This is a genomic window from Candidatus Sneabacter namystus, from assembly GCF_008189685.1.
Lineage (GTDB): Bacteria > Pseudomonadota > Alphaproteobacteria > Rickettsiales > Rickettsiaceae > Sneabacter > Sneabacter namystus.
In genome coordinates, this window is record NZ_CP043312.1 from 219,104 (window position 1) to 244,630 (window position 25,527).

General features: G+C 34.4%; 26 protein-coding genes and 1 pseudogene. 10 read left to right on the forward strand and 17 right to left on the reverse strand.

Annotated elements, in window-relative coordinates; genetic code table 11:
* Positions 1-8: 8 nt before the first annotated feature.
* The 13 genes from rpsT to FZC37_RS00975 all read right to left on the reverse strand — a co-directional run bounded on the left by rpsT (position 9) and on the right by FZC37_RS00975 (position 9,935).
* Positions 9-314 carry a 30S ribosomal protein S20 gene (gene rpsT, locus FZC37_RS00915; RefSeq protein WP_148951860.1) on the reverse strand — a complete coding sequence of 102 codons (306 nt, stop codon included), beginning with the start codon at positions 312-314 and terminating at the stop codon, positions 9-11.
* A 21-nt stretch (positions 315-335) separates the two neighbouring features.
* Positions 336-755, reverse strand: coding sequence for a 50S ribosomal protein L17 (rplQ, locus tag FZC37_RS00920; protein ID WP_148951861.1), 420 nt, complete (start codon positions 753-755; stop codon positions 336-338).
* Between the two features lie 8 nt (positions 756-763).
* Positions 764-1,783: a DNA-directed RNA polymerase subunit alpha gene (locus FZC37_RS00925; RefSeq protein WP_148951862.1), complete on the reverse strand. Its 1,020-nt coding sequence runs from the start codon at positions 1,781-1,783 to the stop codon at positions 764-766.
* Positions 1,784-1,816: 33 nt separating this feature from the next.
* The gene (gene rpsK / locus FZC37_RS00930) at positions 1,817-2,209 is read right to left on the reverse strand and encodes a 30S ribosomal protein S11 (protein WP_148951863.1); all 393 of its coding nucleotides are present in this window, start codon (positions 2,207-2,209) and stop codon (positions 1,817-1,819) included.
* A 43-nt stretch (positions 2,210-2,252) separates the two neighbouring features.
* The gene (rpsM, locus tag FZC37_RS00935) at positions 2,253-2,636 is read right to left on the reverse strand and encodes a 30S ribosomal protein S13 (RefSeq protein ID WP_148951864.1); all 384 of its coding nucleotides are present in this window, start codon (positions 2,634-2,636) and stop codon (positions 2,253-2,255) included.
* A gap of 166 nt (positions 2,637-2,802) precedes the next feature.
* Positions 2,803-3,435, reverse strand: coding sequence for an adenylate kinase family protein (locus FZC37_RS00940; protein WP_148951865.1), 633 nt, complete (start codon positions 3,433-3,435; stop codon positions 2,803-2,805).
* Between the two features lies 1 nt (position 3,436).
* Positions 3,437-4,714: a preprotein translocase subunit SecY gene (gene secY, locus FZC37_RS00945; RefSeq protein ID WP_148951866.1), complete on the reverse strand. Its 1,278-nt coding sequence runs from the start codon at positions 4,712-4,714 to the stop codon at positions 3,437-3,439.
* A 127-nt stretch (positions 4,715-4,841) separates the two neighbouring features.
* Positions 4,842-5,231 (reverse strand): hypothetical protein, encoded by a 390-nt coding sequence (locus FZC37_RS00950; RefSeq protein ID WP_148951867.1) that lies wholly within the window; start codon positions 5,229-5,231, stop codon positions 4,842-4,844.
* A 19-nt stretch (positions 5,232-5,250) separates the two neighbouring features.
* Positions 5,251-6,663 carry a F0F1 ATP synthase subunit beta gene (atpD, locus tag FZC37_RS00955; RefSeq protein ID WP_148951868.1) on the reverse strand — a complete coding sequence of 471 codons (1,413 nt, stop codon included), beginning with the start codon at positions 6,661-6,663 and terminating at the stop codon, positions 5,251-5,253.
* Between the two features lie 19 nt (positions 6,664-6,682).
* Positions 6,683-7,501: a F0F1 ATP synthase subunit gamma gene (locus FZC37_RS00960; RefSeq protein ID WP_148951869.1), complete on the reverse strand. Its 819-nt coding sequence runs from the start codon at positions 7,499-7,501 to the stop codon at positions 6,683-6,685.
* A gap of 17 nt (positions 7,502-7,518) precedes the next feature.
* Complete coding sequence (gene atpA, locus FZC37_RS00965) at positions 7,519-9,048, reverse strand: F0F1 ATP synthase subunit alpha (RefSeq protein ID WP_148951870.1); 1,530 nt, start codon at positions 9,046-9,048, stop codon at positions 7,519-7,521.
* Between the two features lie 12 nt (positions 9,049-9,060).
* Positions 9,061-9,597: an ATP synthase F1 subunit delta gene (gene atpH, locus FZC37_RS00970; RefSeq protein WP_148951871.1), complete on the reverse strand. Its 537-nt coding sequence runs from the start codon at positions 9,595-9,597 to the stop codon at positions 9,061-9,063.
* The gene (locus FZC37_RS00975) at positions 9,594-9,935 is read right to left on the reverse strand and encodes a hypothetical protein (RefSeq protein ID WP_148951872.1); all 342 of its coding nucleotides are present in this window, start codon (positions 9,933-9,935) and stop codon (positions 9,594-9,596) included. The genes atpH and FZC37_RS00975 overlap by 4 nt, the downstream gene beginning before the upstream one ends.
* Positions 9,936-10,095: 160 nt before the next feature.
* Between FZC37_RS00975 and FZC37_RS00980 the strand changes: the two genes are divergently transcribed.
* The 4 genes and pseudogenes from FZC37_RS00980 to FZC37_RS00995 all read left to right on the forward strand — a co-directional run bounded on the left by FZC37_RS00980 (position 10,096) and on the right by FZC37_RS00995 (position 15,737).
* Positions 10,096-12,153 (forward strand): ComEC/Rec2 family competence protein, encoded by a 2,058-nt coding sequence (locus FZC37_RS00980; RefSeq protein ID WP_148951873.1) that lies wholly within the window; start codon positions 10,096-10,098, stop codon positions 12,151-12,153.
* Positions 12,154-12,177: 24 nt separating this feature from the next.
* Positions 12,178-13,521 (forward strand): tRNA lysidine(34) synthetase TilS, encoded by a 1,344-nt coding sequence (tilS, locus tag FZC37_RS00985; RefSeq protein WP_148951874.1) that lies wholly within the window; start codon positions 12,178-12,180, stop codon positions 13,519-13,521.
* Between the two features lie 56 nt (positions 13,522-13,577).
* A pseudogene (gene ftsH / locus FZC37_RS00990) lies at positions 13,578-15,356 on the forward strand (ATP-dependent zinc metalloprotease FtsH); the annotation flags it as partial.
* A gap of 252 nt (positions 15,357-15,608) precedes the next feature.
* Positions 15,609-15,737: a ribosomal protein bL36 gene (locus FZC37_RS00995; RefSeq protein WP_148951876.1), complete on the forward strand. Its 129-nt coding sequence runs from the start codon at positions 15,609-15,611 to the stop codon at positions 15,735-15,737.
* Positions 15,738-15,751: 14 nt separating this feature from the next.
* Here the strand turns inward: FZC37_RS00995 and rpoD are convergent, their stop codons facing one another.
* On the reverse strand, positions 15,752-17,599 hold the full coding sequence (rpoD, locus tag FZC37_RS01000) for an RNA polymerase sigma factor RpoD (RefSeq protein ID WP_148951877.1): 1,848 nt from the start codon (positions 17,597-17,599) through the stop codon (positions 15,752-15,754).
* Between the two features lie 21 nt (positions 17,600-17,620).
* The gene (dnaG, locus tag FZC37_RS01005; protein WP_148951878.1) at positions 17,621-19,369 is read right to left on the reverse strand and encodes a DNA primase; all 1,749 of its coding nucleotides are present in this window, start codon (positions 19,367-19,369) and stop codon (positions 17,621-17,623) included.
* A 309-nt stretch (positions 19,370-19,678) separates the two neighbouring features.
* Between dnaG and rpmH the strand changes: the two genes are divergently transcribed.
* The 6 genes from rpmH (at position 19,679) to FZC37_RS01035 (ending at position 24,051) form a co-directional block, all read left to right on the forward strand.
* A complete protein-coding gene (gene rpmH / locus FZC37_RS01010; RefSeq protein ID WP_148951879.1) occupies positions 19,679-19,813 on the forward strand; it encodes a 50S ribosomal protein L34 in 135 nt (44 codons plus the stop codon).
* Positions 19,814-19,818: 5 nt separating this feature from the next.
* Complete coding sequence (gene rnpA / locus FZC37_RS01015) at positions 19,819-20,172, forward strand: ribonuclease P protein component (RefSeq protein ID WP_172619325.1); 354 nt, start codon at positions 19,819-19,821, stop codon at positions 20,170-20,172.
* 207 nt (positions 20,173-20,379) lie between these two features.
* Positions 20,380-21,081 (forward strand): 30S ribosomal protein S2, encoded by a 702-nt coding sequence (gene rpsB, locus FZC37_RS01020; protein ID WP_148951881.1) that lies wholly within the window; start codon positions 20,380-20,382, stop codon positions 21,079-21,081.
* A gap of 92 nt (positions 21,082-21,173) precedes the next feature.
* Positions 21,174-22,715, forward strand: coding sequence for a murein biosynthesis integral membrane protein MurJ (gene murJ / locus FZC37_RS01025; protein ID WP_148951882.1), 1,542 nt, complete (start codon positions 21,174-21,176; stop codon positions 22,713-22,715).
* A gap of 5 nt (positions 22,716-22,720) precedes the next feature.
* On the forward strand, positions 22,721-23,434 hold the full coding sequence (locus FZC37_RS01030; protein ID WP_148951883.1) for an RsmE family RNA methyltransferase: 714 nt from the start codon (positions 22,721-22,723) through the stop codon (positions 23,432-23,434).
* A 14-nt stretch (positions 23,435-23,448) separates the two neighbouring features.
* Entirely contained in the window at positions 23,449-24,051 is a 603-nt protein-coding gene (locus FZC37_RS01035; RefSeq protein ID WP_148951884.1) for a ribonuclease HII, read from the forward strand.
* Positions 24,052-24,070: 19 nt separating this feature from the next.
* Here FZC37_RS01035 and tsf read toward each other — a convergent pair whose 3' ends face one another.
* Complete coding sequence (gene tsf, locus FZC37_RS01040) at positions 24,071-24,937, reverse strand: translation elongation factor Ts (RefSeq protein WP_148951885.1); 867 nt, start codon at positions 24,935-24,937, stop codon at positions 24,071-24,073.
* Between the two features lie 63 nt (positions 24,938-25,000).
* Complete coding sequence (locus FZC37_RS01045) at positions 25,001-25,474, reverse strand: hypothetical protein (protein ID WP_148951886.1); 474 nt, start codon at positions 25,472-25,474, stop codon at positions 25,001-25,003.
* Between the last annotated feature and the right edge of the window lie 53 nt (positions 25,475-25,527).

A 25,527-nucleotide genomic window follows, 5' to 3' on the forward strand; every position in this document is an offset into this window, starting at 1 on the left:
AATATGCGTTAAGATTTGCTCATCTGAGCAGAATTTAGTAGCTTTAACTTCCTTGCCATTGCGCTAACTGTTCTAGATGCCTTATTCATACTAATAACTTTTTTTGAAGTACCGCTCATAATAAGTTTTTGAGCATTTATAAAATCTTCACGGATACTACTCGTTTTTTCATGTGCCTTAAGTACTTTCTTTACAGCCGTTTTGATTTTACTGATTCTCATCTTGTTTATGGCATTTTTTCTCAAAGATTTACGCGCTGCTTTTCTAGATGAAGGATAGTCACCAAAATTAATTTTTTTGTCTTCTTTTGCCATTTTTCTACTTATATAATGCTTTTATTGGTTTACTTTTTTCTGCACAAGGCTCTGATTCTCGTTGTTGTATTTCCCTTTTTCTTTTTTATCTCTATCAACAAACTGTATGTATGCCATTGCGGCGCTATCACCGTACCTAAAACCTGCACGTATAATTTGCAAATACCCTCCTGGCCTTTTTGCATATCTTGGTCCTAAAACATCAAGCAACTTATTTGTAGATTGTTCAGATATCAATGATAGTAATTTTCTTCTTATTTGAAGAGTGTTAACTTTAGCCTTTGTGACTAATTTTTCTAGATATGGTCTTAAAGCTTTGGCTTTAGGAATAGTTGTCTTAATTTGCTCATTCATTATTAGCGCATCCGCCATGTTCGTTAGCATAGCAAGTCTGTGACTTGTTGTTCTATTAAGCTTTTTTAATCCTATCTTATGTCTCATACTACCGCTTAAAAATTATTTTCTTTGTGCTTCTTAGCTAATTCCTCTAAGTTTGCGGGCGGCCATGTAGGCACACTCATACCAAAATCCAATTCTAGCACTGATAACATTTCCTTAATTTCGCTTAAAGACTTTCTGCCAAAATTTGGAGTCTTTAACATCTCTGCCTCTGTTTTTGTAACAAGATCACCTACGTATACTATATTAGCATTCTTTAGGCAATTATGAGATCTTACAGACATATCTAGCTCTTCTACTTTTTTCAAAAGAGCATGGCTAAATTGTAGCTTTTGCTGACTTTTCTCTTGTTTATCAGAATCTTGTGTATCAAACGGTATAAGAGTTTGTAACTGCTCTTGTAAAATTTTAGCTGCAAGACCAACAGCCATCTCAGGATCTACTGATCCATCTGATTCTATATCAAGCGTAAGTTTGTCATAATCCATCTTTTGACCAACACGAACACTTGATACCTTAAAAGCAACTTTGTGTATTGGACTAAACAATGCATCAATCCATACAACTTTTTGAGCTAGCTCAATATCTTTCTGGTAAAAAGATTCAGCAGGTACATAACCATGACCCCTACGGCATAAAACCCCAATTTGTATTTCTGTATTACCTGTTACGGTACAGATATGTTGATCTGGATTGAAGACCTTAACACCATTTTCTTCAAAGACAGATGCTTTAACATCACAAGGACCTTGTACAGTACATGTAACATACAATTGCTCTTGATTTTCGATAGATAAATTGACGGACTTTAGATTCAGAATTATCTCCATCATATCTTCTTTGATTTCCGGTATTGAAGCAAATTCATGCGTTGCACCAGGAATTCTTACCCCAACTATAGCGTATCCTTGTATAGAAGACAGTAAAACTCTTCTAAGTGCATTACCTATTGTGACACCAAACCCTTTCTCTAACGGAGATATTACTACTTTTGCTGTATTGCATGAAACTTTCTCAAGTACAAACTTTTCTGGTTTTATAAGAGCAGTCCAATTTTTATTCAGTGACATATTTATTGTACGATAAATTATACTTTTTATACTTTAATTTCTTCTTCTTTTGGGTGGTCTGGTACCATTATGAGGTAACTTAGATGTGTCGACTATCTGAGTGATTACAAATGGCTGATTGAACATTGCCCTTAATGCTGCTTCTCTTTGTGATCCTGCGCCATTGACATGAATAGAGAGAGTCTGAAAGCCAATGTCTTTCGCTTCTTTTGCAGCCGCCTCTACTGTCACCTGAGCAGCATAAGGCGTGGATTTTTTAGTCCCTTTGAAGTGACTTTTTCCTGCGCTAGAGGAAACCAACACATTACCTTGCACGTCAGAAAAAGTGACTATAGTATTGTTGAAAGTAGTTTGTATATGAACTATGCCCAAAGCAGGGCCTCTTTTTTTCTTTTTTTTGGCCTGGGACCCTGAATGTTTATTCATAGGCTATTACGTATATAAATATTGTCTAAGCACTGTTAATTTTTTACTTTTTGGCAGAAGCTTTTTTCTTACCTGCTATGGCTACAGCTCTTCCCTTCCATGTTCTTGCATTGGATTTGGTATTTTGCCCTCTGACAGGAAGTTTTCTTAAATGCCTTAATCCTTGGTAGCATTTTATATCTTTTTTCTTCTTTATATTCATGCTGACCTCTCTACGCAACTCCCCTTCAACTTTGTATTGTGACTCTATCAATTGTCTTAGACGACTAAGCTCGTCTTCTGATAGTTCATGTACCCTTTTTGCAAGAGGTATATTGGCTTCAGCGCATATCTTACTGGCGAAAGTTGACCCTATGCCGTACACATATGTTAAAGCTATTATTACTCTTTTTTTATGAGGTATATTGACGTTAGCTATCCGTGCCACTCATCTATCCTTTATTAATTAAATTAATTTGCAATCCAAACACTAGGATTTATACAACTAGCCCCTCTATAGAGAGACCACCACAGCGGATGATTCTAACAGAGAGACATGCTGTAGTCAATATTGGTGCTCAGACGTATATCATGACTTTGTTAGCTCAAAATTGTTAGCTCAAAATCGTTTTTAATATTTTAGAAATTTCTTTAAAAACTATTTCTATGTCTGCGCTAGCATCGATGTCGTACACTTTGTCTATTTGTCTAAAATATTGTATTACAGGCAAAGTATTTTCTGTGTATGCTGACAGTCGATTTTGTAAAGAAACTTGATTATCATCTGCCCTTGCGGATAGTTGTTTTTTGCCACACTTGACACACTTGTCTTCATTAAGCTCGTTTGTAAACTTGTTGTATATTTCTCCACAATAGGTGCAATTTATTCTTCCTTCTATTCTGGCGTTTAAGTTATGATGATTTGTAAAGAAATGTATTACTGATAAGTTTTTTTGGTCAAAATGTTCTAATAGAAACTTTACCTGCATCATGCTTCTTGGGTACCCATCTAGTATGACGTTTTTATTAACTTTTTGTAAATTGTCTTTTATTATTTCATTGACAACGCTTGCTGGTAGTAGTTCTCCAGAGTCAAGTATCTTTTGTATCTCGGTGTCTTTGTTTTTTTTGGCAAAATCTCTTAAAAGATCACCTGCGGATAGATTCTCAATTGAGAAATGTTGTTTGATGAGTCTGGCTTGTGTTCCTTTACCAACACCAGGTGGACCTAAGAGTATTATTATCATTTTATTTTATCCGCATTTTTTTCACGACAGATTCATATTTTTTATTGAACATGAACGTCTGGATTTGAGTCATAGTATCTAACACTACGTTTACAACTATCAATACACTTGTTCCACTAAAATACAAAGATGGTGCAATTTTGCCCGTTATGGTTTCTGGTAATATGCATATTATGCATAAGTAGGTTGCCCCTATAAATGTTAATTTATGTGAAACATCTAGAAAAAATTCAGTTGTATTACTGCCAGGACGTCTACCTGGTACGTATGCTCCATGTTTTCTTAAATTTTCTGAGGTATCCTCTAAATTAATTGATACTGATGTATAGATAAAGCTCATGCATATTATCAACGCCATGTACAATAGGGTAAAAAGAGGTTTACCATGCCCTAAATTTACCAGTAACCATTGTGCAAATTTTGTACTTGGCTGAGTAAAATTGAGTACACTGACAGGAGATAACAAAATTGTACCGGCAAATATTGGAGGTATTACACCGGCTGCGTTGATTTTCATTGGTAGGTATGTTTTTTCACCTCCATACAGTTTATTACCCATTTGTCTTTTTGGATAATAAATAGGTATTTTTCTGTATGATTGTTCTACAAAAATAATTAACGATAACACTATTGATACTGCCATTATTAAAAATAGCAATGCAGTTATATCTACTGCTCCTGTTCTGCATAATTCAAATGCTCTGATGGTACCTTCTGGTATTGATGTGACTATACCTGTAAAGATAATCAAGGATGATCCGTTTCCAAGACCATATTTGCCCACTTGGTCCGCTAACCATATCAGCGACATTGTACCAGTTAGTAGTGTGATAATGGTGGAGGAAATAAATATTGTAGAATTTTGTATCACTACTATGTCTCCTAAGTGTCCTAACCCTGTTGCTATTGCATATGCTTGTCCTGTTGCAATTAACGTTGTTATAGCTATTGTTATTTGCCCTAATTTTTTTCTACCTCTCTCTCCTTCTTTTTGCAATTCTTTTATGGAGGGATAGGCGAAAGATAGTATCTGCGTTATTATAGATGCCGTAATGTAAGGTATGATTGCTAACGCAAATATTGACATTCTACTCAACGACCCTCCAGATAGAATATCCAACATTCCTAATATACCTCCTTGATGTTTAGAGGTAAATTCTTGTAAGGCTATTCCATCTATACCTGGTATAGGAATGTGAGATCCCAATCTACATACGCACAATATAAAAAGAGAGAAAAGTACCTTTTTGTGTAACTCCTGAGATTTGTCTCTTGTCATGTTTTTATCAACCGAGTTTAAACTTGTGTAGTTCTTGTATTAAGAAGGATAGCTATTGTAGAAGTTTTGCGTAAATAAGTCTATATTTGAAGAAATAGCACTTATGTCAGTTTTTCGTAAAGTTATTTTATAGAGACTTTTTATACTCCAATACTAATAGCATGTTCTTATGCAGAGTTATAGCATGACTGACCTCTTTTCCATTTTTTTGTTGATCATGAAGGGTTTGTAATTTTTTTTTGCACGTCATTATAGAGGAGCTATCTACTGGATACAAAAGTTCAGAAAAAATTGTTACTTTGCTACCTCCCACAGCGCAGAGACAAGATCCTACTACAGCGTAAGATGTACTCTTGCCATTATCTTTTTTTATGTCTAGTATGCTGTCTTTTACTGATGCATAAAATGATTCATGTTCCTGCATGACGCAAAACTCTCCTTCTACGCCTCTTACAATAATGTGTTTGATGTTTGTTTCATTTATGGATTTATGATAGGAGAATATATTCAGCAGCATGTTTTGCCTACTCTAAAGTTTATGTATTTTTGGTAGTTTTAATTTCTTCTATCCCCCCTATAAAGCTAAATTTCGATTCTTCAATATCATCGCATTTACCATCGAGAATTTGTTTAAAGCCAAAAATTGTATCTTCCAGTGGTACAACTTTTCCTTCAATACCTGTGAACACTTCAGCACTTCTAAATGGTTGAGATAAAAATCTTTGAATCTTTCTTGCTCTCGATACTGTGATTTTATCTTCATCAGATAATTCGTCTACTCCAAGTATTGCTATTATATCCTGCAATGCTTTGTAAGAGTGTAGAATATTCCTTACTCTTTCTGCGGTTTCGTAATGATCAGTTCCTACTATATCTTTTGTAAGCATACTTGAACTACTGGCCAACGGATCGATTGCTGGATATACTCCTAATTCTGCCACTTGCCTACTTAGTACTGTAGATGAATCAAAGTGTGCAAATGCTGAGGCAGGAGCTGGGTCTGTTATATCGTCAGCTGGTACATATACAGCCTGTATAGAAGTAATTGATCCACTTTTTGTTGAGGTAATTCTTTCTTGCAAAGAACTCATTTCTGTTGCTAGAGTAGGTTGATATCCGACTGCAGAAGGAATTCTTCCGAGCATAGTTGACATTTCTGCTCCTGCTTGAATAAAGCGGAATATATTGTCTATGAATAGCAGCACATTTTGACCTCCGTCCATATCTCTAAAAGTTTCTGCTATAGTAAGACCAGTTAAAGCTACGCGTGATCTTGCCCCTGGTGGCTCATTCATTTGTCCATATACTAAGGCTACTCTAGAATCGTTAACTTTTTGTTTATTTATGACTCCAGAATCCATCATTTCTTTATATAGATCTGCACCTTCTCTTGTTCTTTCTCCTACACCTGCAAAAACAGTATATCCATCATATAACTTTGCTATATTATTTATAAGTTCCATTATTATCACTGTTTTGCCTACACCGGCTCCTCCGAATAGTCCCACTTTCCCTCCTACGCAATAAGGAGCAAGCAAATCTATTGCTTTGATACCAGTTACCAAGACTTCTTGTTTTGTTTTTTGGGCCAAGAAATTCGGGGGGCTGTTATAGATTGAGCTGGAAGTTTTTAATGACAAAGGCTCTTTGTTATCTATAGGATCACCTATTACGTTTATTATTCTTCCTAACGTTTGTTTCCCTACTGGAACTCTGATCGGCTCATCTGTGGATGTTACTTCCATTTCTCTGGACAAACCGTCAGTCGGCTGCATAGACACGCATCTCACTACATTATCTCCCAGGTGTTGTGCTACTTCTAAAGTTACTTTTCCACTGTTACTGGTACAGTGCAGGGCAGTTAATATCTCAGGTAAGTAATTGTCGTGGAACTTTACGTCTACTACTGCTGAAATTATTTGTACAATTGTTCCTTTTTTCTCTTTCATAGTTGCTGTTATTTTTAAATCATGTATGCATTGCTCCTGAGATAATCTCAATTAATTCAAGAGTAACCTGCTTTTGTCTAATTTTATTGGAGTTTAACGTCATTTCTTTTATCATATCCTTGGAGTTTTTGTAAGCACTATCCATGGCAATCATTCTTGCAGCCACCTCAGAAGTTTTACTGGAGATTAATGAGTAATGTAATAGCGACTGTAAGTAAATGTTAGATATTCTATCTATAAAGACATTATCGTCTAGTTGTGGTAGCTTTTTTATGTCACTTTTTATTCTTTCTTCAAATGTAAACGGAAAGATCGTTTGTACTTGTGCCACCGATGTGGAAAAATTTTTAAAATCGTTGTACAGGAGGTAGCATGTTACGTTGTTTTCACTTACAAGATCTAAAATTGTGTTAGTAAGGGACGTAGCTACTTGTAGCACTTGTTCTGGATCATTTGGAGAAAGAAAACTGCCTATATTTTGTGTTTTAGAGTAAATTTTAGATCCTACGGATATGCATCGTAAATTTTCCACTGACTTATTTAATTGCTTTAAATTATGTAATGTTTTTATATTAAAACCTCCACAAAGTCCTTTATCGCTACCTATAACTATTGCTAAATTTGTATTTTTTTTGTGTTGTTTATGATTTGCTTGAAGAATTTTTTCTTCTAGCCTATAGGCTATTTTTTTTGCGTTGTTGAAGAACTCTTTTGACAAAAGAATTTGATTTTTAAACCTTTCTAACTCTATTGACGCTATCATTCTGACGGTGTCAGTTATATTACGTATCTCCGTGATACTTTTTATTCTGGCTGTTATTTGTTTTAGCTTGGACATAAGTGTAAGTAGAGGTTTTAATTATTGTTCGATAAAAAGCTTTTCAAAAAATTCTTTATGATTTTATCTAATTTCCCTTCTGTATTTTTTGATATTTCTTTTTCTTCTTTCAGTATCACCTCTATGTTTTCATGTTTATCTTCTATATGTTGCAGCAATTCTTTTTCGAAATTGCTTATTTCCTCCGTTGGTACAGATGTTATGTAGCCGCTATGGTGAGCGTAAAGAGTTATAACTTGCTTATGAATTGGTATTGGTTGCAGCTGATCTTGTTTTAGAGATTCTATTAATTTCCTTCCTTTTAAAAGAATATTTTTTGTATCTTCATTCAGATCAGAGCCAAATTTGGTGAAATTTTCCATTTCCCTATATTGAGCTAGTTTTACCTTTAGGGATGATGCAACCTGTTTTGTCGCTTTTATGCTGGCTGCGTATCCTACTCTACTTACTGATAACCCTATATTGATAGCAGGTTTTATACCGCTATTGAAAAGATTTTCTTCCAAAAATATTTGACCATCTGTTATAGATATAACGTTTGTTGGTATATACGATGATATATCTCCTGCTTGAGTTTCTACAATTGGTAATGCAGTTAATGACCCTCCACCTTCTTTTTCTGATAGTTGAGCTGCTCTTTCTAGTAACTTAGAATGCATAAAGAATATATCTCCTGGATATGCTTCTCTACCTGGTGGACGTCTAGCTAATAAAGATATTTGCCTATAGGCTATTGCATGTTTACTTAAATCATCATATATCACAAGCGCATGTTTGCCAGAATCTCTAAAAAATTCTCCTAGAGCGCATCCGAAATAAGGTGCTAAAAATTGCGACGCTGCAGATTCTGTTGCAGATACTACGGTTGTATAATTCATAGCGTCATGATCTTTTAACTGTTGCACTATTCTTGCAACGGAAGAGCATTTTTGACCAATGGCTACATATATACAGCGTATTGGTTCTTCTCCTAAGTTTTGAACATTTTTTTGATTTATTATTGAATCTATTGCTATTGTAGTTTTGCCAGTCTTTCTATCTCCTATAATGAGTTCTCTTTGCCCTCTTCCTATGGGAAAAAGAGTATCGATAGCCTTTATGCCTGTGTACATTGGTGCAGATACACCTTGTCTTTGTATAATTCCTGGTGCCGGAGTTTCTATATTTCTGTATTCCTGTACTTCTATTGGCCCTTTATCATCGAGTGGATTGCCTAAAGGATCTATTACCCTACCTAATAGCTGTTCCCCTACTGGAGCTTTTGGGAATGTTTTCGTACGACGTACTTGTTCCCCCTGCTTTACTTTGTGTTCTTTGCTAATTAGCATCACTCCTGTATTGTTCATTTCTAAGTTTGTTGCGATACCAATAGCTCCTGAATCAAACTCTACGACTTCGTTAAATCCTACTAAACTTAGTCCTTGCACTTTTGTTATACCGTCACTTACGCTTGTAACATATCCTACTTCCGTAACTTCTGGTTCGAAGTTAACATCTTTTATTTGCTCTTTAAGTGATTTTACCAAGCTTTCTATATTTAATTTCATCGCTATTATGTTTTACAGTATTGAATTTAAAATTTTGTTTAGATACGTCCTTATTGAGTGATCAATGACGGTATTACCTACTTGTAACTTTATTCCTCCAAGGATTTTACTGTCTTTTTTTATTGATATTGTTGTCTTTGTGTCAATTTTTTTTGCTACCAGAGCAGTTATTTGGCCTTGAAAGGTTTGTGAAGGCGCTTGTGCGCATGTCACTATTGTCTCTTTTATATCATAAAGACGTATTTTTGCAGAAGATACTTTATCCAAAATACTTTGCAAAGAATGAATCTGACACTCGTATATTAAGGCTAATAAAAAGATTCTTGAACTTTCAAGACATTGATTCCATTTTAGCAGGCTTTGTCTCGCTATTTTTAACCTTAATTGAGGATGTATGTGTGGTAAGTGTAAATTAGATGATAAATGAGGTTTATCTTGTAACTCTGATGAGATTTGCTCTAACTCTTTCTGGGTGTTCCACTCTTTATCATACTGTTGAGAAAAGAGAAAAAGAGCATCTGAATAAACGTCTACCTTATTGTTTTTCATGTGACATCCGTTGTTTCTGTATTACTCTTATTGATCAAATTTCCCACGACTTTTACCTTTATGTCATCTATAGCAACGTATCCCAGATTCAATGTTACTTTGTCCAGTATAGCACCTTTATTGTAGATCACATGCATGCTAGATGCCACATTAGATGCGTTTACAAACAATATAACCTTTTTCTTGTAACATTTTGTACCACATGGCCAAGTATTGTTACTATATTGCTCTTCATTTACTATACTTTTCCATAAATAGCAGATTTGAGCAAAAAGAGTTCCTCTTTTTTTAAGTATTGTCTTCGTAACTTTAGTGATAGAGAAACTGATGGATCTCATATATTTACAACCTTAGTACACAAGATTCTAGGCTAATACAGTTTTGCTATATTTTTCTAAAATTAATCATCTGTTAATCAAAGAAGGATATTACTGTAATTTTATTTACTTGCAACTCCCAAGTTAGTTTTTATTATAGACGTATTAGGCTTTTATTTATATGACATTATTGAAAAGACCATTATTATGGCTTGAAGAACAGGCTAGCTGGGATGTTAGACAATTTTTTTCTTGGTTTGCGGTAGCTTATGTATTCGGGCTTCTTCGTGCTTTTTATTTTGCGAAGTTTTCTTGTACGGATATTTATTTTGTATTGTTGTTGACATCTTTATCAGTCTTGATGTCACTTTGGCTTAGATGTTTTGGTATAATTCTTCTTTCTATTTTCCTTGGTTTTTTATTTGGATTAACTATAGGGAAGGTAAATGTTCCACGTGACATTTATCAAGAAGGTGTTATTGCTAAGAAATTATATAAAATACAAGGTAGCGTAGAAATTGTGCGCCCTGATAATAGTGGTGGGAAGTATGATGGAGCATCGTTCATTATTTCTGATGTTTTGGATTTAGAAGCAGAGGATGGTGCGATTCCTTTTTTAAAGTACAAAAGAATACAAGTCTGTTCTCGTATGTCAGATGTGAAGCATCTGCATGTCGGTGACTATGTTGCGATAAGAATCCAATTGGCACACAGCAAGACAAAGCTGTTACCTGGTAGTTATGATTTTCGCTTAGGCAATCATTTGAAAAAAATAGACTGCGTGGGTTACGCTGTAGGGAAACCTTATTTGATATCGAAATATGAAAAATTTTCTCCCATAAGTTTTATAAAAAATATTCGTCAAAGTTACTATGAACAAATCAGTAGTTTATTAGAGAAAGATTGTGCGGATTTTGCAGCAGCGCTCATAATAGGAGAAAGTCGAGGATTGTCTAGAGATATTATGGAAGATATGAGAACGGCTGGTATATCGCATGTTCTTTGCGTTTCTGGTTTACATCTTTCTTTAGTTGCAATGATATGTTTTTCTAGCTTTAGGTTTATTTTAAATCTTATTCCGCAAATTGCCTTATCTGTTAATACAAAGTTTTATTCTGCACTTTTTTCTCTGTTGTTTAGCTTTGTGTATTGGATTTTATCTGGAATGAATGTTGCCACTACTAGAGCTTTTATTATGACATCGATTGCAGTCATTGCTGTTATGTTTAATAGGAGTATATGTTCTTTTCGGAGTATATCTTGTGCAATTTTATTGGTTTTGTTATTCAATCCCTTAGATGTCACTAGTGTAAGTTTTCAATTATCTTTTGCAGCCGTTTTTGCCCTTATTGGTTGCCAGAAATTTTTTCATACACATATAGCTAAGAAAGCTACTGGCGTTATAAGTAGTATATATAATTCTGTTGCAAGCAATGTTTACTCAAGTGTTACGGTGGGTATAGCAACAGCCTCTGTTGTAATTTATCACTTTTATATTTTTTCTGTTTATCAAATGCTTGGTAATGTTGCAGTGCTACCTGTGGTGTCAATGTTATTGATGCCAATGGCTATGTTATCTCTTTTTTGCATTCCTTTAGGATTAGGAAAATATCCTATGTTTGTCATGGGTAAAGGTATCACTTTTGTAACTAAGGTGGCATCTTACATCGCTTCGTTGCCCTTCTCTATTGTATATTTTGGACATATTAGCTGGCTTAACGCAGTTTTGTTTATTTTGGGGTTTTTATGGCTTGTGCTTTTTAAGTCAGTGTGGAGAGTGTTAGGTGTTATTGTTATGGTTGTGGTGGTAATTGCCGTTTATTTTTCTGATAAGCCGAAAATGATAATAGATTTTAGAAATGGTGCATTTGCCATAAATGATAGCGGAGATTTGCGTATACATGCAGATAGGATGTCGCCCTTTGCGAGAAGATGTTGGGCTGATTGGTTTGGAAAAAAGACTGTAGTATTATGCAAAGGTGGCATGAAAAAGAGTAATATGACATTCGACGTTGGAGATAATGTCAAAGTTGTCGTGATAAATAGAGCAGATAATCAAAAGATAGAGGCAGATTTGATTCTAGATAATATTGGAATGGGGACTGAAAATCTAAAAGCAAGCCACATAATTTCTAAAGCAGATTTGGATAAGTTAGAGTGTATAGCATTGTATTATAGAAGCGGACAGATGTTTATATATGGCATTGGAGGATCTTATCATGTTAGAATACGTGGGTGAATTTTAGCTTATTGTCTTGTTTTTATGTCTGTTGATTTTCTGTATTTTGCACTTAGAAATGCTTTTTTTCGTGTGTTTGGTACAGACTTACCAGCTCGCCTGGCTTGTGCTGTGTCAGGTGGTAGTGATTCTATGGCGTTACTTGTTGCAAGTAAGCGCTTTTCAAAGAGATATGGCTGTGAAATTATAGCTTTAACTGTAGATCATGGTCTTCGTGATGATGCTCATCAGGATTGTGATTTTGTTCATGCAGTTTGTGCCTTGAATCAGATTCGATGTTTTACCTTAAAAGTTCAAGGGCCACATTTAAAAAGAGGTGGTGTGCAGGCTTATGCAAGAGAAGCAAGGTATCGTTTGTTGATCAATTTCTGTAAAGAGAATGATATTCTTGACTTGTGCACAGCGCATCATGCAGACGATGTGGCGGAAAATTTTTTCATACGTTTAGGGCGTAGTGCTAGTATTGCTGGATTGATTATGCAAGATGTTTCTTTTTTAGATAATATTAGAGTAGTGAGACCTTTGTTGTCTGTTCAAAAATCTTCGTGTCGTAAGTATTTGGAAGATGTTGGTGTATCGTGGAGAGAAGATTCTTCTAATTTTGATACTAGTTTTTCCAGAAATGCTGTCCGGGTAGCAATAGATAATTTTTGTAAACATAAGCATTTCGTCTCACAAGATGTATTTTTAAAAAATATAGCGGGTACAGTTCGACATTTAGATGGAATGTTTCAGGCAGTCAAAACTAAATTTTTAGAACTATTTGTTAACAGTGTTTTTGTTTCTCATATTGGGTATGCCACAATTGATATGCAATTGCTTGAAGGCGAAAATGTAGAGATGCAGGGCCTGTTATTGTCTCATGTACTGACTATAATAAGAGGTACAAAGAAAATGCCTCGCACATCTTCGGTGAGTATGTGCTTGAAAGACTTGATGAGTGGTTGTTGTGTTGCTAAAAGTCTGCATGGTTGTCGTATGGTTCTTGAGTCAAGAATAATTTTTGTATATCGCGATTTTGGTAAAAATTTTCCCTGTGCAAGTCAAGTGCAAAGGACATGTGTGTGGGATGATAGATTTGTAGTGTTTACCAATGAAAAAGATAAAATGGATGGTTGTGTAGTTGACTTTATATATAAATATGAGTTAAGTAAGGTTTATTGTGTCGATAATCTGAGAGCACTCTACGGTCTTAAAAAATCTATCTATGATGGGATAATGTCTTCGTTGCCTGTTATTCGTAGAAACGATACAATAGTCGGGCTGGCCAGTTTTCTTAATGCAGTAGATGATACTGATAGACTGGATTTTGTGTCCGCAGAGGTTAAATTTTTACCAAACTTTACTTCCAAGTTGGTTCATTTTTAGCTTGCGTCTTCTTAATCTGAATTCGCTTTTGTTGAAACGTTAGTTGGTGTCATTGTATGAAAAATAATCAAATTAAGAATTTAGTTGTATGGGCTGGTGTTGTATTTGCCACTATTGTCTTATTTAATTTGGTAAGAGTTGGTAGTAGCGATTCAGCAAATTACATAGTGTTTTCTGAATTTTTGGAATGTTTGGATTCTAAGCAAGTGAAAAAGGTTAAGATTCAAGGCAGGCATTTAGAGGGGCAATTTGTAGATGGAAGAAAATTTCGTACTTATTCTCCAGAATATCAGGATTTGGTACGTGATATGAAAAAGAATAATGTTGTGATAGAGGTGGTACCATTACATTCTAGGATGAGTACTATTGTTGGTATCTTGTTATCTTGGGTACCTATGATTGTTATGGCTGGCATATGGATATTTTTTATGCGCCAAATGCATGGCGCCGGTGGAAAGGCATTGGGATTTGGTAAATCTAAAGTCAAACTAATGTCTGATAAAGGTAATAAGGTTACTTTTGCAGATGTGGCTGGTATTGATGAGGCGAAAGAAGAATTGATGGAGGTGGTAGATTTTCTAAGAGATCCTGGCAAGTTTCGTAATCTTGGGGGTAATATTCCAAAAGGTTGTCTACTTATAGGACCTCCAGGAACAGGTAAAACTTTGCTTGCAAGAGCTATAGCTGGGGAAGCTAACGCTCCGTTTTTTAGTATTTCTGGGTCTGATTTTGTAGAAATGTTTGTAGGTGTTGGTGCTAGTCGTGTTCGAGATATGTTTGAGAAAGGGAAAAAACATGCTCCTTGTATCATTTTTATAGATGAAATAGATGCTGTTGGGAGATATAGAGGTATAGGACTTGGTGGAGGTAATGATGAGAGAGAGCAGACATTAAATCAGCTTTTAGTAGAAATGGACGGCTTTGAGTTTAATGAAGGAGTTGTGATTATTGCTGCTACTAATAGGCCAGATGTATTGGATCCAGCATTGTTGCGTCCTGGTCGCTTTGATAGAAAGATTGCTATTTCTTATCCCGATATAGAAGCTAGGGTGAAGATAATTAATGTGCATTTGAAGAAGGTGAAGCATGACACTTCTGTAGATGCTAAGATATTGGCTAGAGGTACACCAGGATTTTCTGGTGCTGAGTTGGCAAATTTGGTAAATGAAGGGGCATTGTTGGCGGCTAAACACGGTAAGAGTATGGTTGATATGAGTGATTTAGAAAATGCTAGAGATAGAGTGCTTATGGGGGCTGAGCGTCGCTCTATGGTTATACCAGAAGAAGAAAGATTAAGGATAGCTTATCATGAAAGCGGACATGCGCTTGTGAGTTTGTATGTCCGATCTAAAGATCCGATACATAAGGTTACGATTATTCCTCGTGGACATGCTCTTGGAATGGTTATGCGTTTACCTGAAGATGATAAAGTGCTAAGAAGTATGTGCAAAATGGAGTCTGATATTGCAGTTGCCATGGGTGGTAGAGCTGCAGAAGAAATAATATACGGTAACGCAGAGGTTACTACTGGCGCTTCAAATGATTTAAAGGTTGCTACTGGCTATGCTAGATCCATGGTAAGCGAATTAGGTATGAGTAAGAAGGTGGGGCCTATTTTTTATGCAAATAGCGAAGATATGTATGTGAAAGAAGGCGGCAGTAAGATTTCTGAATATATGTCTACTTTGATCGATCAAGAGGTTAAAAGATTTTTAGAAGAAGGGTATACAAAGGCAGAAGTTATTTTGCGTGAACATATCGATGAATTACATGCAGTTGCTAAAGTTTTAGTTGAAAAAGAGACTTTGACTGGTGAAGAAGTTGCGTCTGTGATCAAGGAAATGAAAAATGATGCTAACGCAGCTTAAGGTTTATGGTAATGTATATTGTTTTAAATTCATTGCGTAATGTTGGAAAACGTTATCTTGACTTTGATTTGTACCGGTTGTACGATGCCCAGGCCTTGTAGTGTTTTTGTGTCAAAATAGGTAGCGACACGTTTTGATAAAATGAAGTATACGTGACAATGAGCCAAGGTTTGAGGCCTTGTTTCTGATGTGTTAAATTTTGTTATAGAAAGATAAGTTATGAAAAATAGAAGTTCTTTAAGATGTTTGAAGGTGCGTCACCCTGACAACAAGGTGGTAAGGCGAGGGAAGAGAGTCTATGTGATCAACAAGATGAATCGTAAATATAACGCTAGGCAAGGCGGATAGTTATTTTTTGTATTTTACTGCTGAATAATTTGCCCATCTGCGAAGCTTCTTAACTTTCTGGATCTTTTAGGATGTCTTAGCTTTCTCAAGGCTTTTGCTTCTATTTGTCTGATTCTTTCTCTAGTCACCTTGAATTGCGATCCTACTTCTTCGAGAGTATGTTCGTCTACTACTATTCCAAAGCGTAATCGTAGCACTCGTTCTTCTTTTGCTGTCAGTTCTATTAGAGATTGAGTTGTCATATCTCTTAAGTTTGCTGAAATGGCTGCATCTGTAGGTAATAAAGTATTTTTATCCTCTATAAAGTCACTAAGACAGCTACCTTCTTGTTCTCCTACTGGATTTTCTAAGCTTACTGGTTCTTTACCTACTTTTAGTACTTTGTGTACTTTTTCTACTGATAATGATGTCTTTTTTGCTATTTCTGTAGCTGTTGGTTCGTAACCTAACTCATTGAACATTTCTTTAGATGTTCTTAGGATCTTGTTAATTGTTTCTATCATGTGTACGGGAATACGTATTGTTCTTGCTTGGTCTGCTATAGCTCGTGTTATAGCTTGTCTTATCCACCAAGTTGCATATGTAGAAAATTTGTATCCTCTTTTATATTCGAACTTATCTACTGCTTTCATCAAACCTATATTTCCTTCTTGTATAAGGTCCAAGAAGCTAAGACCTTTGTTTGCATATTTTTTTGCTATGGAAATGACAAGTCTCAAATTTGCTTTTATCATTTCCTTTTTTGTATTGGCTATTTTTCTTTCACTGCCCTTAATATGTAAGGTTTTATTTTTAAAATCTTCTAATGGGATTTTGAGTTTCAAGGCTAGTTTCTGAATTTCTGACTGTATTTTACTTAAAACAGCATATTCTTGATTCACAAAATTTTTCCACTTTGTATTTGTGTTTAGATCTACATTTAACCAATCACTTTCGGAACTGTAATTTTCTAAAAATTCATTTCTTGAGATGTTGTACTTTTTTGCCAAAAGAGAAATTTTATTTTCTTTGCTTATTAGCTCTTTGTTCAGGTTGTACAGGAAATGAAGAATCTTATCTATGGCTTTGTTGGTAAGTTTCATATTGTTTATGCGATCTACAATATCTTGTAGTTTTTCTTGATATATAGGATCGTTACAGATATCAGCATAACTTATATTTTTTTCTAGCATATTAGATATAAGTTTCTCAAAATCTACTATGCAAGATTGTATTTGCTCTATTTGAGATACTACTGAGATGAGGTTTTGTTGCGTTTCTTCGTATTCTTCAAGTGTATCCTTTTGTTCAATATCTTCTGTATCATTTAATTCTTCTTCTAATTCTTCTAGTTTATCTTCTATTAATGCTGTGCTATCTGCATCTTTTGTTTCTACAACATCACCTAGTACTTCATCTTCATTTGATGTATCTAGTTCTACTATCTCTTTTATTGGAAGCGTTCCTTCTAGTAGTTGGTTATGCCATTTGGAAAATACTTCTAATATTACAGGGTGGCTGTATGCCAATCTAAGCATTTCTTTAACTTTACATTCTATAGACATTGCTATAGCTATTTCTCCTTCTCTCGATAAGAGAGGTACCTTGCCCATATCTTTAAAGTACAATCTTACCGGATCGTCTGATGGTATATACGCCTTATATCCTGATTCTCTAACAGGTATTCCTGTATCTGTAGTAAAAAGAGATATAGCCTCTTCTGGCTTTTCTGCTACTTCATCTATTGCTTTTAATATGCTTTCTTGATTTGTATCTACTTTGTCGTTGTCAGATTTTTTACTTTTCTTGCGTAATGGTTCTTTATCTTTTTGCTCATATTTTACAGTTTTTTTAATTTTATCTTCGTTGTCATTATTTTGCATGAGACTAGACCATTATTATGTTTAATTAGGAGAATTTTTTATAGAACTTAGCAATTCTTCTCTTTCTTCGCTGTATGCTTTATTTTTATCTTCTGAGTGCGTTGTATCACATAGCTCTATTTCTAACATTTTGAGTTTATGCATATTGGCTATTGTCTTCATTTGTTCTATACAAGCTTCAGTAGATATTGATTCTATTTTTTGAGGAGTATATTGTATTACTTCTTGTAATATTTGTGTACAAGTTTTTTTCAAATCAGTGTATTTACATTGCCCTTGTAGCTTTTTAGTTAGAATTTCTTGACATAAAGTTTCTATTTCTTGATCTTGTATATGTATATCTAGTATTAATTCATTGACTTGTGATACTTCTTCTTCTGAAGATTTTAGTTCCACGTAGAACAATAATAATGCAGCTAAGCTTAATTCTATGTCTCTTATGTCTGTAAATATTGCTGAATCTGAGCAAATGTTGTGATTAAGAGGTAGTGTGTTTTGTGTATGCGTTTTATTTCTTTTAGCTATTTTCTTATAAAATTTATCTTTGATTTTTTGTTTAAAAAAAGCGTTATAATCATTACGTAGAGTTAAGTCTTTTATGCTGTGTATTAAAAGTTTTAGCTCTGTTCTTATTTTGCTTATGTATTCTGGTGTTCTAGATGACGGTATTGTGTCTGTATTTTTCCAGATAGCTTCGGAAAGCATTAATCTGGATTCTACAAGGTTTTTTATGTCTATTTTCTTGTCATTGATTGCACTATCTGGATCAGAATTAAAAGGTAGATATACAACACTTATTTTTTTTACTTCAGAAATTCCACCTAACGCAATCTGCATAATACGAGTTAATGCTTTCTTTCCTGCAGTATCTTGATCTAAACATAACACTATTTCATCTGCGTATTCCCAAAGTGTTTTTAAATGTTTTTCTGTTATAGAGGTACCTAATGCCGCTACTGTATTTGTATATCCAGCTGCATGCATTGCTATTACATCAAAATACCCTTCTACCAAAATGATGCTATTTTTTTTTCGTCCTATAGGAAAAGCTTTTTCTTGAGCAAAAAGAATTCTGGATTTATTAAATAGTTTTGTTTCTGGAGAGTTTAGGTATTTTGGTACAGTATTTAGCGATATTCCCCTACCTCCAAAACCTATTGTTGCGTTGCGTAAGTTTTTAATAGGCAACATTATCCTTTGACGAAAGATTTCATAATACTCAGAAGTGTTAGTGGTGAATGCTATCAACCCAGCATCTGCCATGTTATCAAGGGTGAATTTTTTACTTTGTAAGTATTGTATTAAAGTATCATGTCCAGGAGCATAGCCTATATTAAAATCTTCTATTAATTGATCAGATACGTTTCGATTGTTTAGGTACTGTACGACATTTTTTTTGATTTGTTTTTGGAAAAAATCACTTGCTAGTTCCAAGATATCTTCTAGTAATTGGCGTGTCTTTGTTTCTTTATCTGAATAGGATTTATTTTGCCATTGTATATTATATTCCTGGGCTAATTGTACCGCTGCTTCGTAGTATGTTATTCCCTTAATTTGAGATGTGAATTTTATTACATCTCCACTTTCCAAACATCCAAAGCACTTGTAAAAATTGTTTTCTGTATTTACGTGAAAAGATGGCGTTTTTTCTTGATGAAAAGGGCATAATCCAGAATATGATTTCCCCCCTTTTCGTAATTTTACGATTTTTTGTACAACTTCTAATATGTCGACAGTATTTTTTACTATCTTGAAAATAGAATCAGACATTTAATTATTGATCATATTTAAATACTTAATTGTAGCCGAGCATTCTACAGTTTTGCATATAAGTACACAACTCATTTGATTTTTAGTCGCAAGCAAGTTCTTTATCTGCTTTGACAATTGGTGCGTTATTAAGTTGTTATATGATAAAAGTGCACGTATGGCCGTGTGCTGCACATATCGGAGTATAACAGATTTTTCTTGAAAATTGTTACAATTTCTGTTATTAGTCTATGGTTTCTTGTCTTTTTGTATGATTGTGAGAGTCTAAGAGGATTTATATAATAAAAGTTTAATAACGGTTTGTTGATAATGAAGCGTACTTTTCAGCCTAGTAATTTAGTTAGAAAAAGAAGGCATGGATTTAGGGCTAGGATGTCTACAGTAGGTGGGATGTTAATTTTGCAACGTCGTAGAGCAAAGGGCAGGGTAAAACTTTCTGCTTGATTAATGTGTCTATTAAGGGTTTTTCTAGCATCAGATCAAGGAGGCATTTTTGTGCTATCTTAGGGTATGGTAGTAAAGTTGTATCTAAATCTCTTGTGGTGAGAGCTTTATTTGACCAGTGTGCTGAGGAGGGAGTGAGATTTGGTATTAGAGTTAGTAGAAAAGTTGGGGGCGCTGTTCATAGAAATCTTATTCGCAGGAGGATAAGGTCTATTGTCGTGGATGCGTTGTCCAGTTCTTATAGAGAAGGTATCTATCTGATTAGTGCCAGGCCTGGCGCGGCTTTATGTAATTTTTCTCGTTTGAAACAAGATCTGAAGTATAGTATTAAGATTCTTTTTTCCAAGGCTCAGCAATAGTGTTTGTTTTATCGTGTAACAATGTGGTTGCCAAGCGCTCTCTACTCTGAGATATTGCGTTTCTTATTCATACTTGAGCGTTGTGTGTATTTAGGGTACAATCTAGCCCTGTGGTCTACTTAAAAAAGGGAGTTGCTAGTGAATTTAGTGCTCTATGTGTATGACTGTTGACGTTTTTTATAAAGAAAGAATAAATATTTGTTGATTATGCAAACTGGTGTACCGGATTTTTCTGTCAAGGATCTTTTTGATGCTGGTGTTCATTTAGGTCACTCTATTTCTAGATGGAATCCTAAGATGGAGTCTTACATATATGGTATCAAAGGTGGTACGCATATAATAGATTTGCGCAAAAGTTATTTTCTGCTAAGTAGGGCATTACGAGCGGTGAAAGAAGTTGCTAATAAAGGTGGGAAAGTATTGTTTGTTGGTACAAAACAATCTAGCAGGCAAGTCATTGAGGAATACGTAAAGCTTTGTGGGCACCATTATGTGAATTATCGGTGGTTAGGTGGTACGTTGACCAATTGGAGGACAATACTTAGATCTATTAGGAAGTTAGACAATTTAGATAAGATTTTACTGTCTGAAAAGGGCTTTCAAACGTATACGAAAAAAGAGCTATTAAAGGTAGAGAAAAAGAGAGAAAAATTGCAGTTGTCTTTGTCAGGAATAAGAGATATGAAAAGGTTACCTAACCTTTTAATAGTATTGGATTCTGTAAAGGATAGTATTGCTATATCAGAGGCTAACAAGTTAAAAATCCCTGTTGTTGCTATATCTGATACTAATTCCGATCCAGATAAAGTTGATTATCCTGTTCCTGGAAATGATGATTCCTTGAGGTCTATAAAGTTGTATTTAGAATTGTTTTCTAGAGCTCTTTTAACAGCGTCTGAGGAAGAGTAGGGTATTATTTTCTAATTACATGTTTATTAGATCGGTGTTGAGTTGTCTTTATCAAGTATTAAAAATTAAAAAGTCTAGATTGGTGTGTCTATGTGCGTAGTTTAGTTAAGTCTAGTGTTATAGTAGTCATAGGTACCGTTTTATGTAAGATTTTGGGTTTGGTGCGTGAGCTGTACGTGGCTAGTACTTTTGGATCCAGTAACCTGGCTGACGTTGTTAATGTTGTTTTACGCCTTCCTAATTTTTTTCGTCGTATCTTTTCTGAAGGGGCTTTATCTAGCGTCTTTATTCCCGTATTTAACGCTAAATCAAGAGAAAATAAGAAAGATGCTCTCATATTTGCGAATCAAATTTTTTTCTATCTACTGATTTTCTCTGGAGTATTTGTTATTCTTGTAGAGATCTTTATGCCTGTTATTGCATCTTTACTTGCACCTGGTTTTATTGCAAATAGTGATCAGTTATGCACAACTGTCAGACTGTGTAGGGTGAGTATACCATATCTGTTTTTTGTCACACTAGTTGGCTTTTTATCTAGTGTTCTTAATTCATACGGATATTTTTTTGCGGCATCTATTAATCCTTCTTTGATGAGTATAGGTGTAATAGCTGCAATGAGTTTTACTGATAATGTTAGTGTTAAGGCTAAATTTGTGCCTTTTGGTTTAGTGATAGCTGGTATATTGCAATTGAGTTTTGTTATGTACAACGTAAGATGTGTTAACATTGGCGTTCCCAAACGAGTGTCTTTAACTGAAAATAGTGATAGTACAAAGAAATTTTTGTGTAAATTATTACCTGCCGGCATGGCTTCTGGTGCTACTCAAATACAGATCATTATATCTCAGTCTATAGCGAGCTTTTTCCCCGGTGCGATATCAATACTTGGGTATGCTGAGAGAATTTATCAATTTCCTTTGTCATTATTAGGTGTGATTTGTTCTTCTGTTTTATTGCCCGCTATGTCTAAAATTAATGTTAAATATGACTCTAGTAAGATAAGTCATATGCAGATGCGTTCTATAAAATTGGTTAGTTTGATCTCATTTCCGTGTGCTATAGGTATGGCTGCAATCTCTATTCCAATAGTACAATGTATATATCAGCATGGTAATTTTTCATTTGAAAGTACCAAATCTGTAGCTATTACTTTTTCTCTTTTTGCTTTGGGATTACCAGCATTTGTTTTGATTAAGCTATTTAACAATTTATTTTATGTTTATCAAGATACCAAAACTTTGTTTAGAGTTACATGTGTTAGTATTGTGATCAATACTTTAGCGAATATTATTCTCATTCAGTATATGGGATACTTTGGCATATCTCTTGGATCGAGCTTAATAAGTTGGGTGCAGTTAATATGGCTTGTGCATCTTTCTGTGAAAAAGAAATACCTGAGCATAAAGCGTTACATTATCATCTGGTGTCTGGAAGTGTTTTTTATTAGTAGTGTTATGGGCGGAATGCTTCATGTATCATACTTGATTCTTACTCCTTATTTTAATTCTGCATCATTTTTTGTGCGTCTTATTTTGACATTTGGCTTATTATTTTTGGGTATTATTACCTATTTATGCGGAGTGTTATTATTCGGTAAGATATCTATTGGTAAAAGGAGTATTGTATTACTGTAGCTTTTATGAGTAGGCGGCCAAGAATATTTTCAGTTTATGTATTACAAGAGGGGTTGAAAATTGAATTGACTCCAGAACAGGTGCTTTATTTGCTTTCTGTTTTGCGTTTAAAAGACAATGATACCTTAGAAGTATTTAATGCATCTTGTGGTAGTTTTCTTGCAAAATTTGTTGTTGTAGATAATAAAAGATGTTTTGTTGTTGTAGAGTCTTTTTTAAGTTCTCCAGAGCGGTTATTTCCTCTTAGTATCGCAATTGCTTTGATAAACAAGGACAGGTTTAGAGATGCTATAGATATGGCCACTCAATTAGGTTGTACAAGAATAGTTCCAATATTGTGTGAGCGTAGTAATAGAGAGAAGTTTAATATGAAGCGTGTACAACGTGTTGTAACTGCTGCAGCGGAGCAAAGTGGTAGATGTACATTGCCTGAAATCATGTCTCCTATCAGCTTGGAGTCATTTGTTTATAATAACAGTAGCTACATCTTGTACGCAGATTTACTTGGAAAAGAGAGAGTCTGTGATTTTAAGGATAAATTGCTTGACTGTGTTTCAATATCTTTATTAATAGGGCCAGAAGGTGGATTTTCTGTTGCTGACAGAAAGGTTTTGAGTTCTATAGAATCTGTAAATTTTGGGTCTCTTACTTTGCGATCTGAAACTGCTGTTGCATGTTTTATTTCTCAAGTTAAGTTATTCTTACCTAAATTTATTTGAAATACGTAGTACTTATGCCTAACTTGGAATTGGAAAATAGTGTTCTTGGTGATTATATAGCTGGTGTTGATGAAGTTGGATGTGGAGCGCTTGCCGGTCCTGTTGTTGCTGTATCATTTGTAATGCACAAGAGAAATTTTAAGCATTTGTCTGCGATTCGTTATGTCAACGATTCTAAAAAATTATCATTAAAAAAAAGAGAGCAAGTTTATAATCTTATATCTTCTATTGGTAAATGGTCTGTTGGTATGGTGTCTCACGAGGAGATAGATCGATTTAATATAAGAGAGGCTTCTAAAATTGCTTGTATGAGAGCAATATACTCTTCTACACATATGCCAGATTTTTGTATTATTGATGGCAATATGAATTTTGTTAAAATGGAAAATTACATAAGTGTTGTTTCGGGTGACAGTAAATCCTTACTTGTTGCTGCTGCTTCAATAATTGCAAAAATTACAAGAGATAGATTAATGCTCTTCTTGCACGAAGAGGATGTTAGATATAATTGGGATGAAAATAAAGGATATGGTACACACAAACATATCTCTAAAATCAAGCTGTACGGCCCTTCTAAATATCATAGAAAATATTTTATAGACCATTTGATTAAATAATATTGTTCCATGTGGAACTTTATTCTCCCACAGCTAATCTTACAAAATCCAAAACAGCAATTTTTGTTCCTAACACTTTTGATGTTTCTTCTAATATGTCTTCAACTGTCTTTTTTTGCTCAAAAACATATCCTTGCTTCAATAATGAAATGCTATTTTTGAACTCATTTACCTTGTTTTCTATAATTTTATCTATAATATTTGCAGGCTTGTTACCAAAATCTTGTTCTAAAAAAATAGAACGTTCCTTCTCCAATATTTCAGTTGGTATATGTTCGGGCGAGATGCACAAAGGCGAATTTGCTGCTATATGAACACTGAGTTTGTTTGCTAATTCCTTCAAAATGTCAATATTAGTACTTTGAGATTTTATTTTCACCATAGCCCCTATCTTGGCTAATCCTTTTCCAACTGAGTTATGTAAATAAATTCCTATTATCTCATTTTCCATAGCTTGAAATTTTCTTATTTTTCCTAAAGCTATCTTTTCTCCAATTGTCGCTATTCCTTCTATCAAAATATCTTTCACTGACAAATCTTGTGTGACTTTGTGTTCTTCCACATTGCTTTTTTCATCCCAATTTAAAAGAGATTGAGATACTTTAGATGCTAAATTATGAAACTTATCGTTTCTTGCAACAAAATCCGTTTCTGTTTTTATTTCCAATAATAGTACTGATTTATTTTCTATATTTTCAGCCAAAGAAATTACACCGTCATTTGAAACTCTGGAAAGCTTTTTTGTTGCTTTGATTGTACCTCTTTTTCGTAACCACTGTACAGATCCTTGTACTTCCCAATTATTCTTTTCTAGTGCCTCTTTGCATTCTAGAATACCTGCTCCGGTTAATTCTCTCAATTGTTTTATAAGTTTTGGATCTGCCATTAAAAATAAGTCTTAAAAACGTTTACTAGACCAAATGCTAACCTAATTTGTTAGTTTTGTCATTCATTCTGTTTTTTTACTTTTCTCTTTTTTTAACCTTTTTACTTTTAGAAAACTTGATATGTAGGAATTGTTAGTTTTGGCGTTTAGCTCAGAATCTTTTGTAATTTTGTTGTGTATTCTAATTTGTTTACCTGTTGTATTATTCATTTTTGATAAAGTGGTTCTTGTATTTAAATTTTCTTTTTTTTGACTAGGATTGGGTAACTTATATACAACACTGTTTTTTATCGATGATCCTGCAAAGGAATCTTTTATCAAAATATCGCAGTAATACCAATTGCTTTTGCTTGTGAATGAAGGATGTCCCATTGTGTTCAGTATTTCTTGCGCGTTTTTACCATCAATATCGCTGTTTTTCTCTAGAGTGGGGCATGAGTTTATTCTTCTATTAAAAGAGCAAGAAGATAAAGAGCAACATACTATTAGTAGCATTATCCCTTGTAGAATTTTCGGTGCATATGTGAATTTTAACATTTCTTAGTGCTATTTAGTTTTAAATGTAGGTGGATTTTATACGGGCTACATAA

What these genes read in the sequence shown, in the direction of transcription:
- rpsT (WP_148951860.1), bottom strand. Translation starts at nt 314, where the DNA reads ATGGCAAAAGAAGACAAAAAAATTAATTTTGGTGACTATCCTTCATCT.
- rplQ (WP_148951861.1), bottom strand. Translation starts at nt 755, where the DNA reads ATGAGACATAAGATAGGATTAAAAAAGCTTAATAGAACAACAAGTCAC.
- FZC37_RS00925 (WP_148951862.1), bottom strand. Translation starts at nt 1,783, where the DNA reads ATGTCACTGAATAAAAATTGGACTGCTCTTATAAAACCAGAAAAGTTT.
- rpsK (WP_148951863.1), bottom strand. Translation starts at nt 2,209, where the DNA reads ATGAATAAACATTCAGGGTCCCAGGCCAAAAAAAAGAAAAAAAGAGGC.
- FZC37_RS00940 (WP_148951865.1), bottom strand. Translation starts at nt 3,435, where the DNA reads ATGATAATAATACTCTTAGGTCCACCTGGTGTTGGTAAAGGAACACAA.
- secY (WP_148951866.1), bottom strand. Translation starts at nt 4,714, where the DNA reads ATGACAAGAGACAAATCTCAGGAGTTACACAAAAAGGTACTTTTCTCT.
- FZC37_RS00950 (WP_148951867.1), bottom strand. Translation starts at nt 5,231, where the DNA reads ATGCTGCTGAATATATTCTCCTATCATAAATCCATAAATGAAACAAAC.
- atpD (WP_148951868.1), bottom strand. Translation starts at nt 6,663, where the DNA reads ATGAAAGAGAAAAAAGGAACAATTGTACAAATAATTTCAGCAGTAGTA.
- FZC37_RS00960 (WP_148951869.1), bottom strand. Translation starts at nt 7,501, where the DNA reads ATGTCCAAGCTAAAACAAATAACAGCCAGAATAAAAAGTATCACGGAG.
- atpA (WP_148951870.1), bottom strand. Translation starts at nt 9,048, where the DNA reads ATGAAATTAAATATAGAAAGCTTGGTAAAATCACTTAAAGAGCAAATA.
- atpH (WP_148951871.1), bottom strand. Translation starts at nt 9,597, where the DNA reads ATGAAAAACAATAAGGTAGACGTTTATTCAGATGCTCTTTTTCTCTTT.
- FZC37_RS00975 (WP_148951872.1), bottom strand. Translation starts at nt 9,935, where the DNA reads ATGAGATCCATCAGTTTCTCTATCACTAAAGTTACGAAGACAATACTT.
- FZC37_RS00980 (WP_148951873.1), top strand. Translation starts at nt 10,096, where the DNA reads ATGACATTATTGAAAAGACCATTATTATGGCTTGAAGAACAGGCTAGC.
- tilS (WP_148951874.1), top strand. Translation starts at nt 12,178, where the DNA reads ATGTCTGTTGATTTTCTGTATTTTGCACTTAGAAATGCTTTTTTTCGT.
- FZC37_RS00995 (WP_148951876.1), top strand. Translation starts at nt 15,609, where the DNA reads ATGAAAAATAGAAGTTCTTTAAGATGTTTGAAGGTGCGTCACCCTGAC.
- rpoD (WP_148951877.1), bottom strand. Translation starts at nt 17,599, where the DNA reads ATGCAAAATAATGACAACGAAGATAAAATTAAAAAAACTGTAAAATAT.
- dnaG (WP_148951878.1), bottom strand. Translation starts at nt 19,369, where the DNA reads ATGTCTGATTCTATTTTCAAGATAGTAAAAAATACTGTCGACATATTA.
- rpmH (WP_148951879.1), top strand. Translation starts at nt 19,679, where the DNA reads ATGAAGCGTACTTTTCAGCCTAGTAATTTAGTTAGAAAAAGAAGGCAT.
- rpsB (WP_148951881.1), top strand. Translation starts at nt 20,380, where the DNA reads ATGCAAACTGGTGTACCGGATTTTTCTGTCAAGGATCTTTTTGATGCT.
- FZC37_RS01030 (WP_148951883.1), top strand. Translation starts at nt 22,721, where the DNA reads ATGAGTAGGCGGCCAAGAATATTTTCAGTTTATGTATTACAAGAGGGG.
- FZC37_RS01035 (WP_148951884.1), top strand. Translation starts at nt 23,449, where the DNA reads ATGCCTAACTTGGAATTGGAAAATAGTGTTCTTGGTGATTATATAGCT.
- tsf (WP_148951885.1), bottom strand. Translation starts at nt 24,937, where the DNA reads ATGGCAGATCCAAAACTTATAAAACAATTGAGAGAATTAACCGGAGCA.
- FZC37_RS01045 (WP_148951886.1), bottom strand. Translation starts at nt 25,474, where the DNA reads ATGTTAAAATTCACATATGCACCGAAAATTCTACAAGGGATAATGCTA.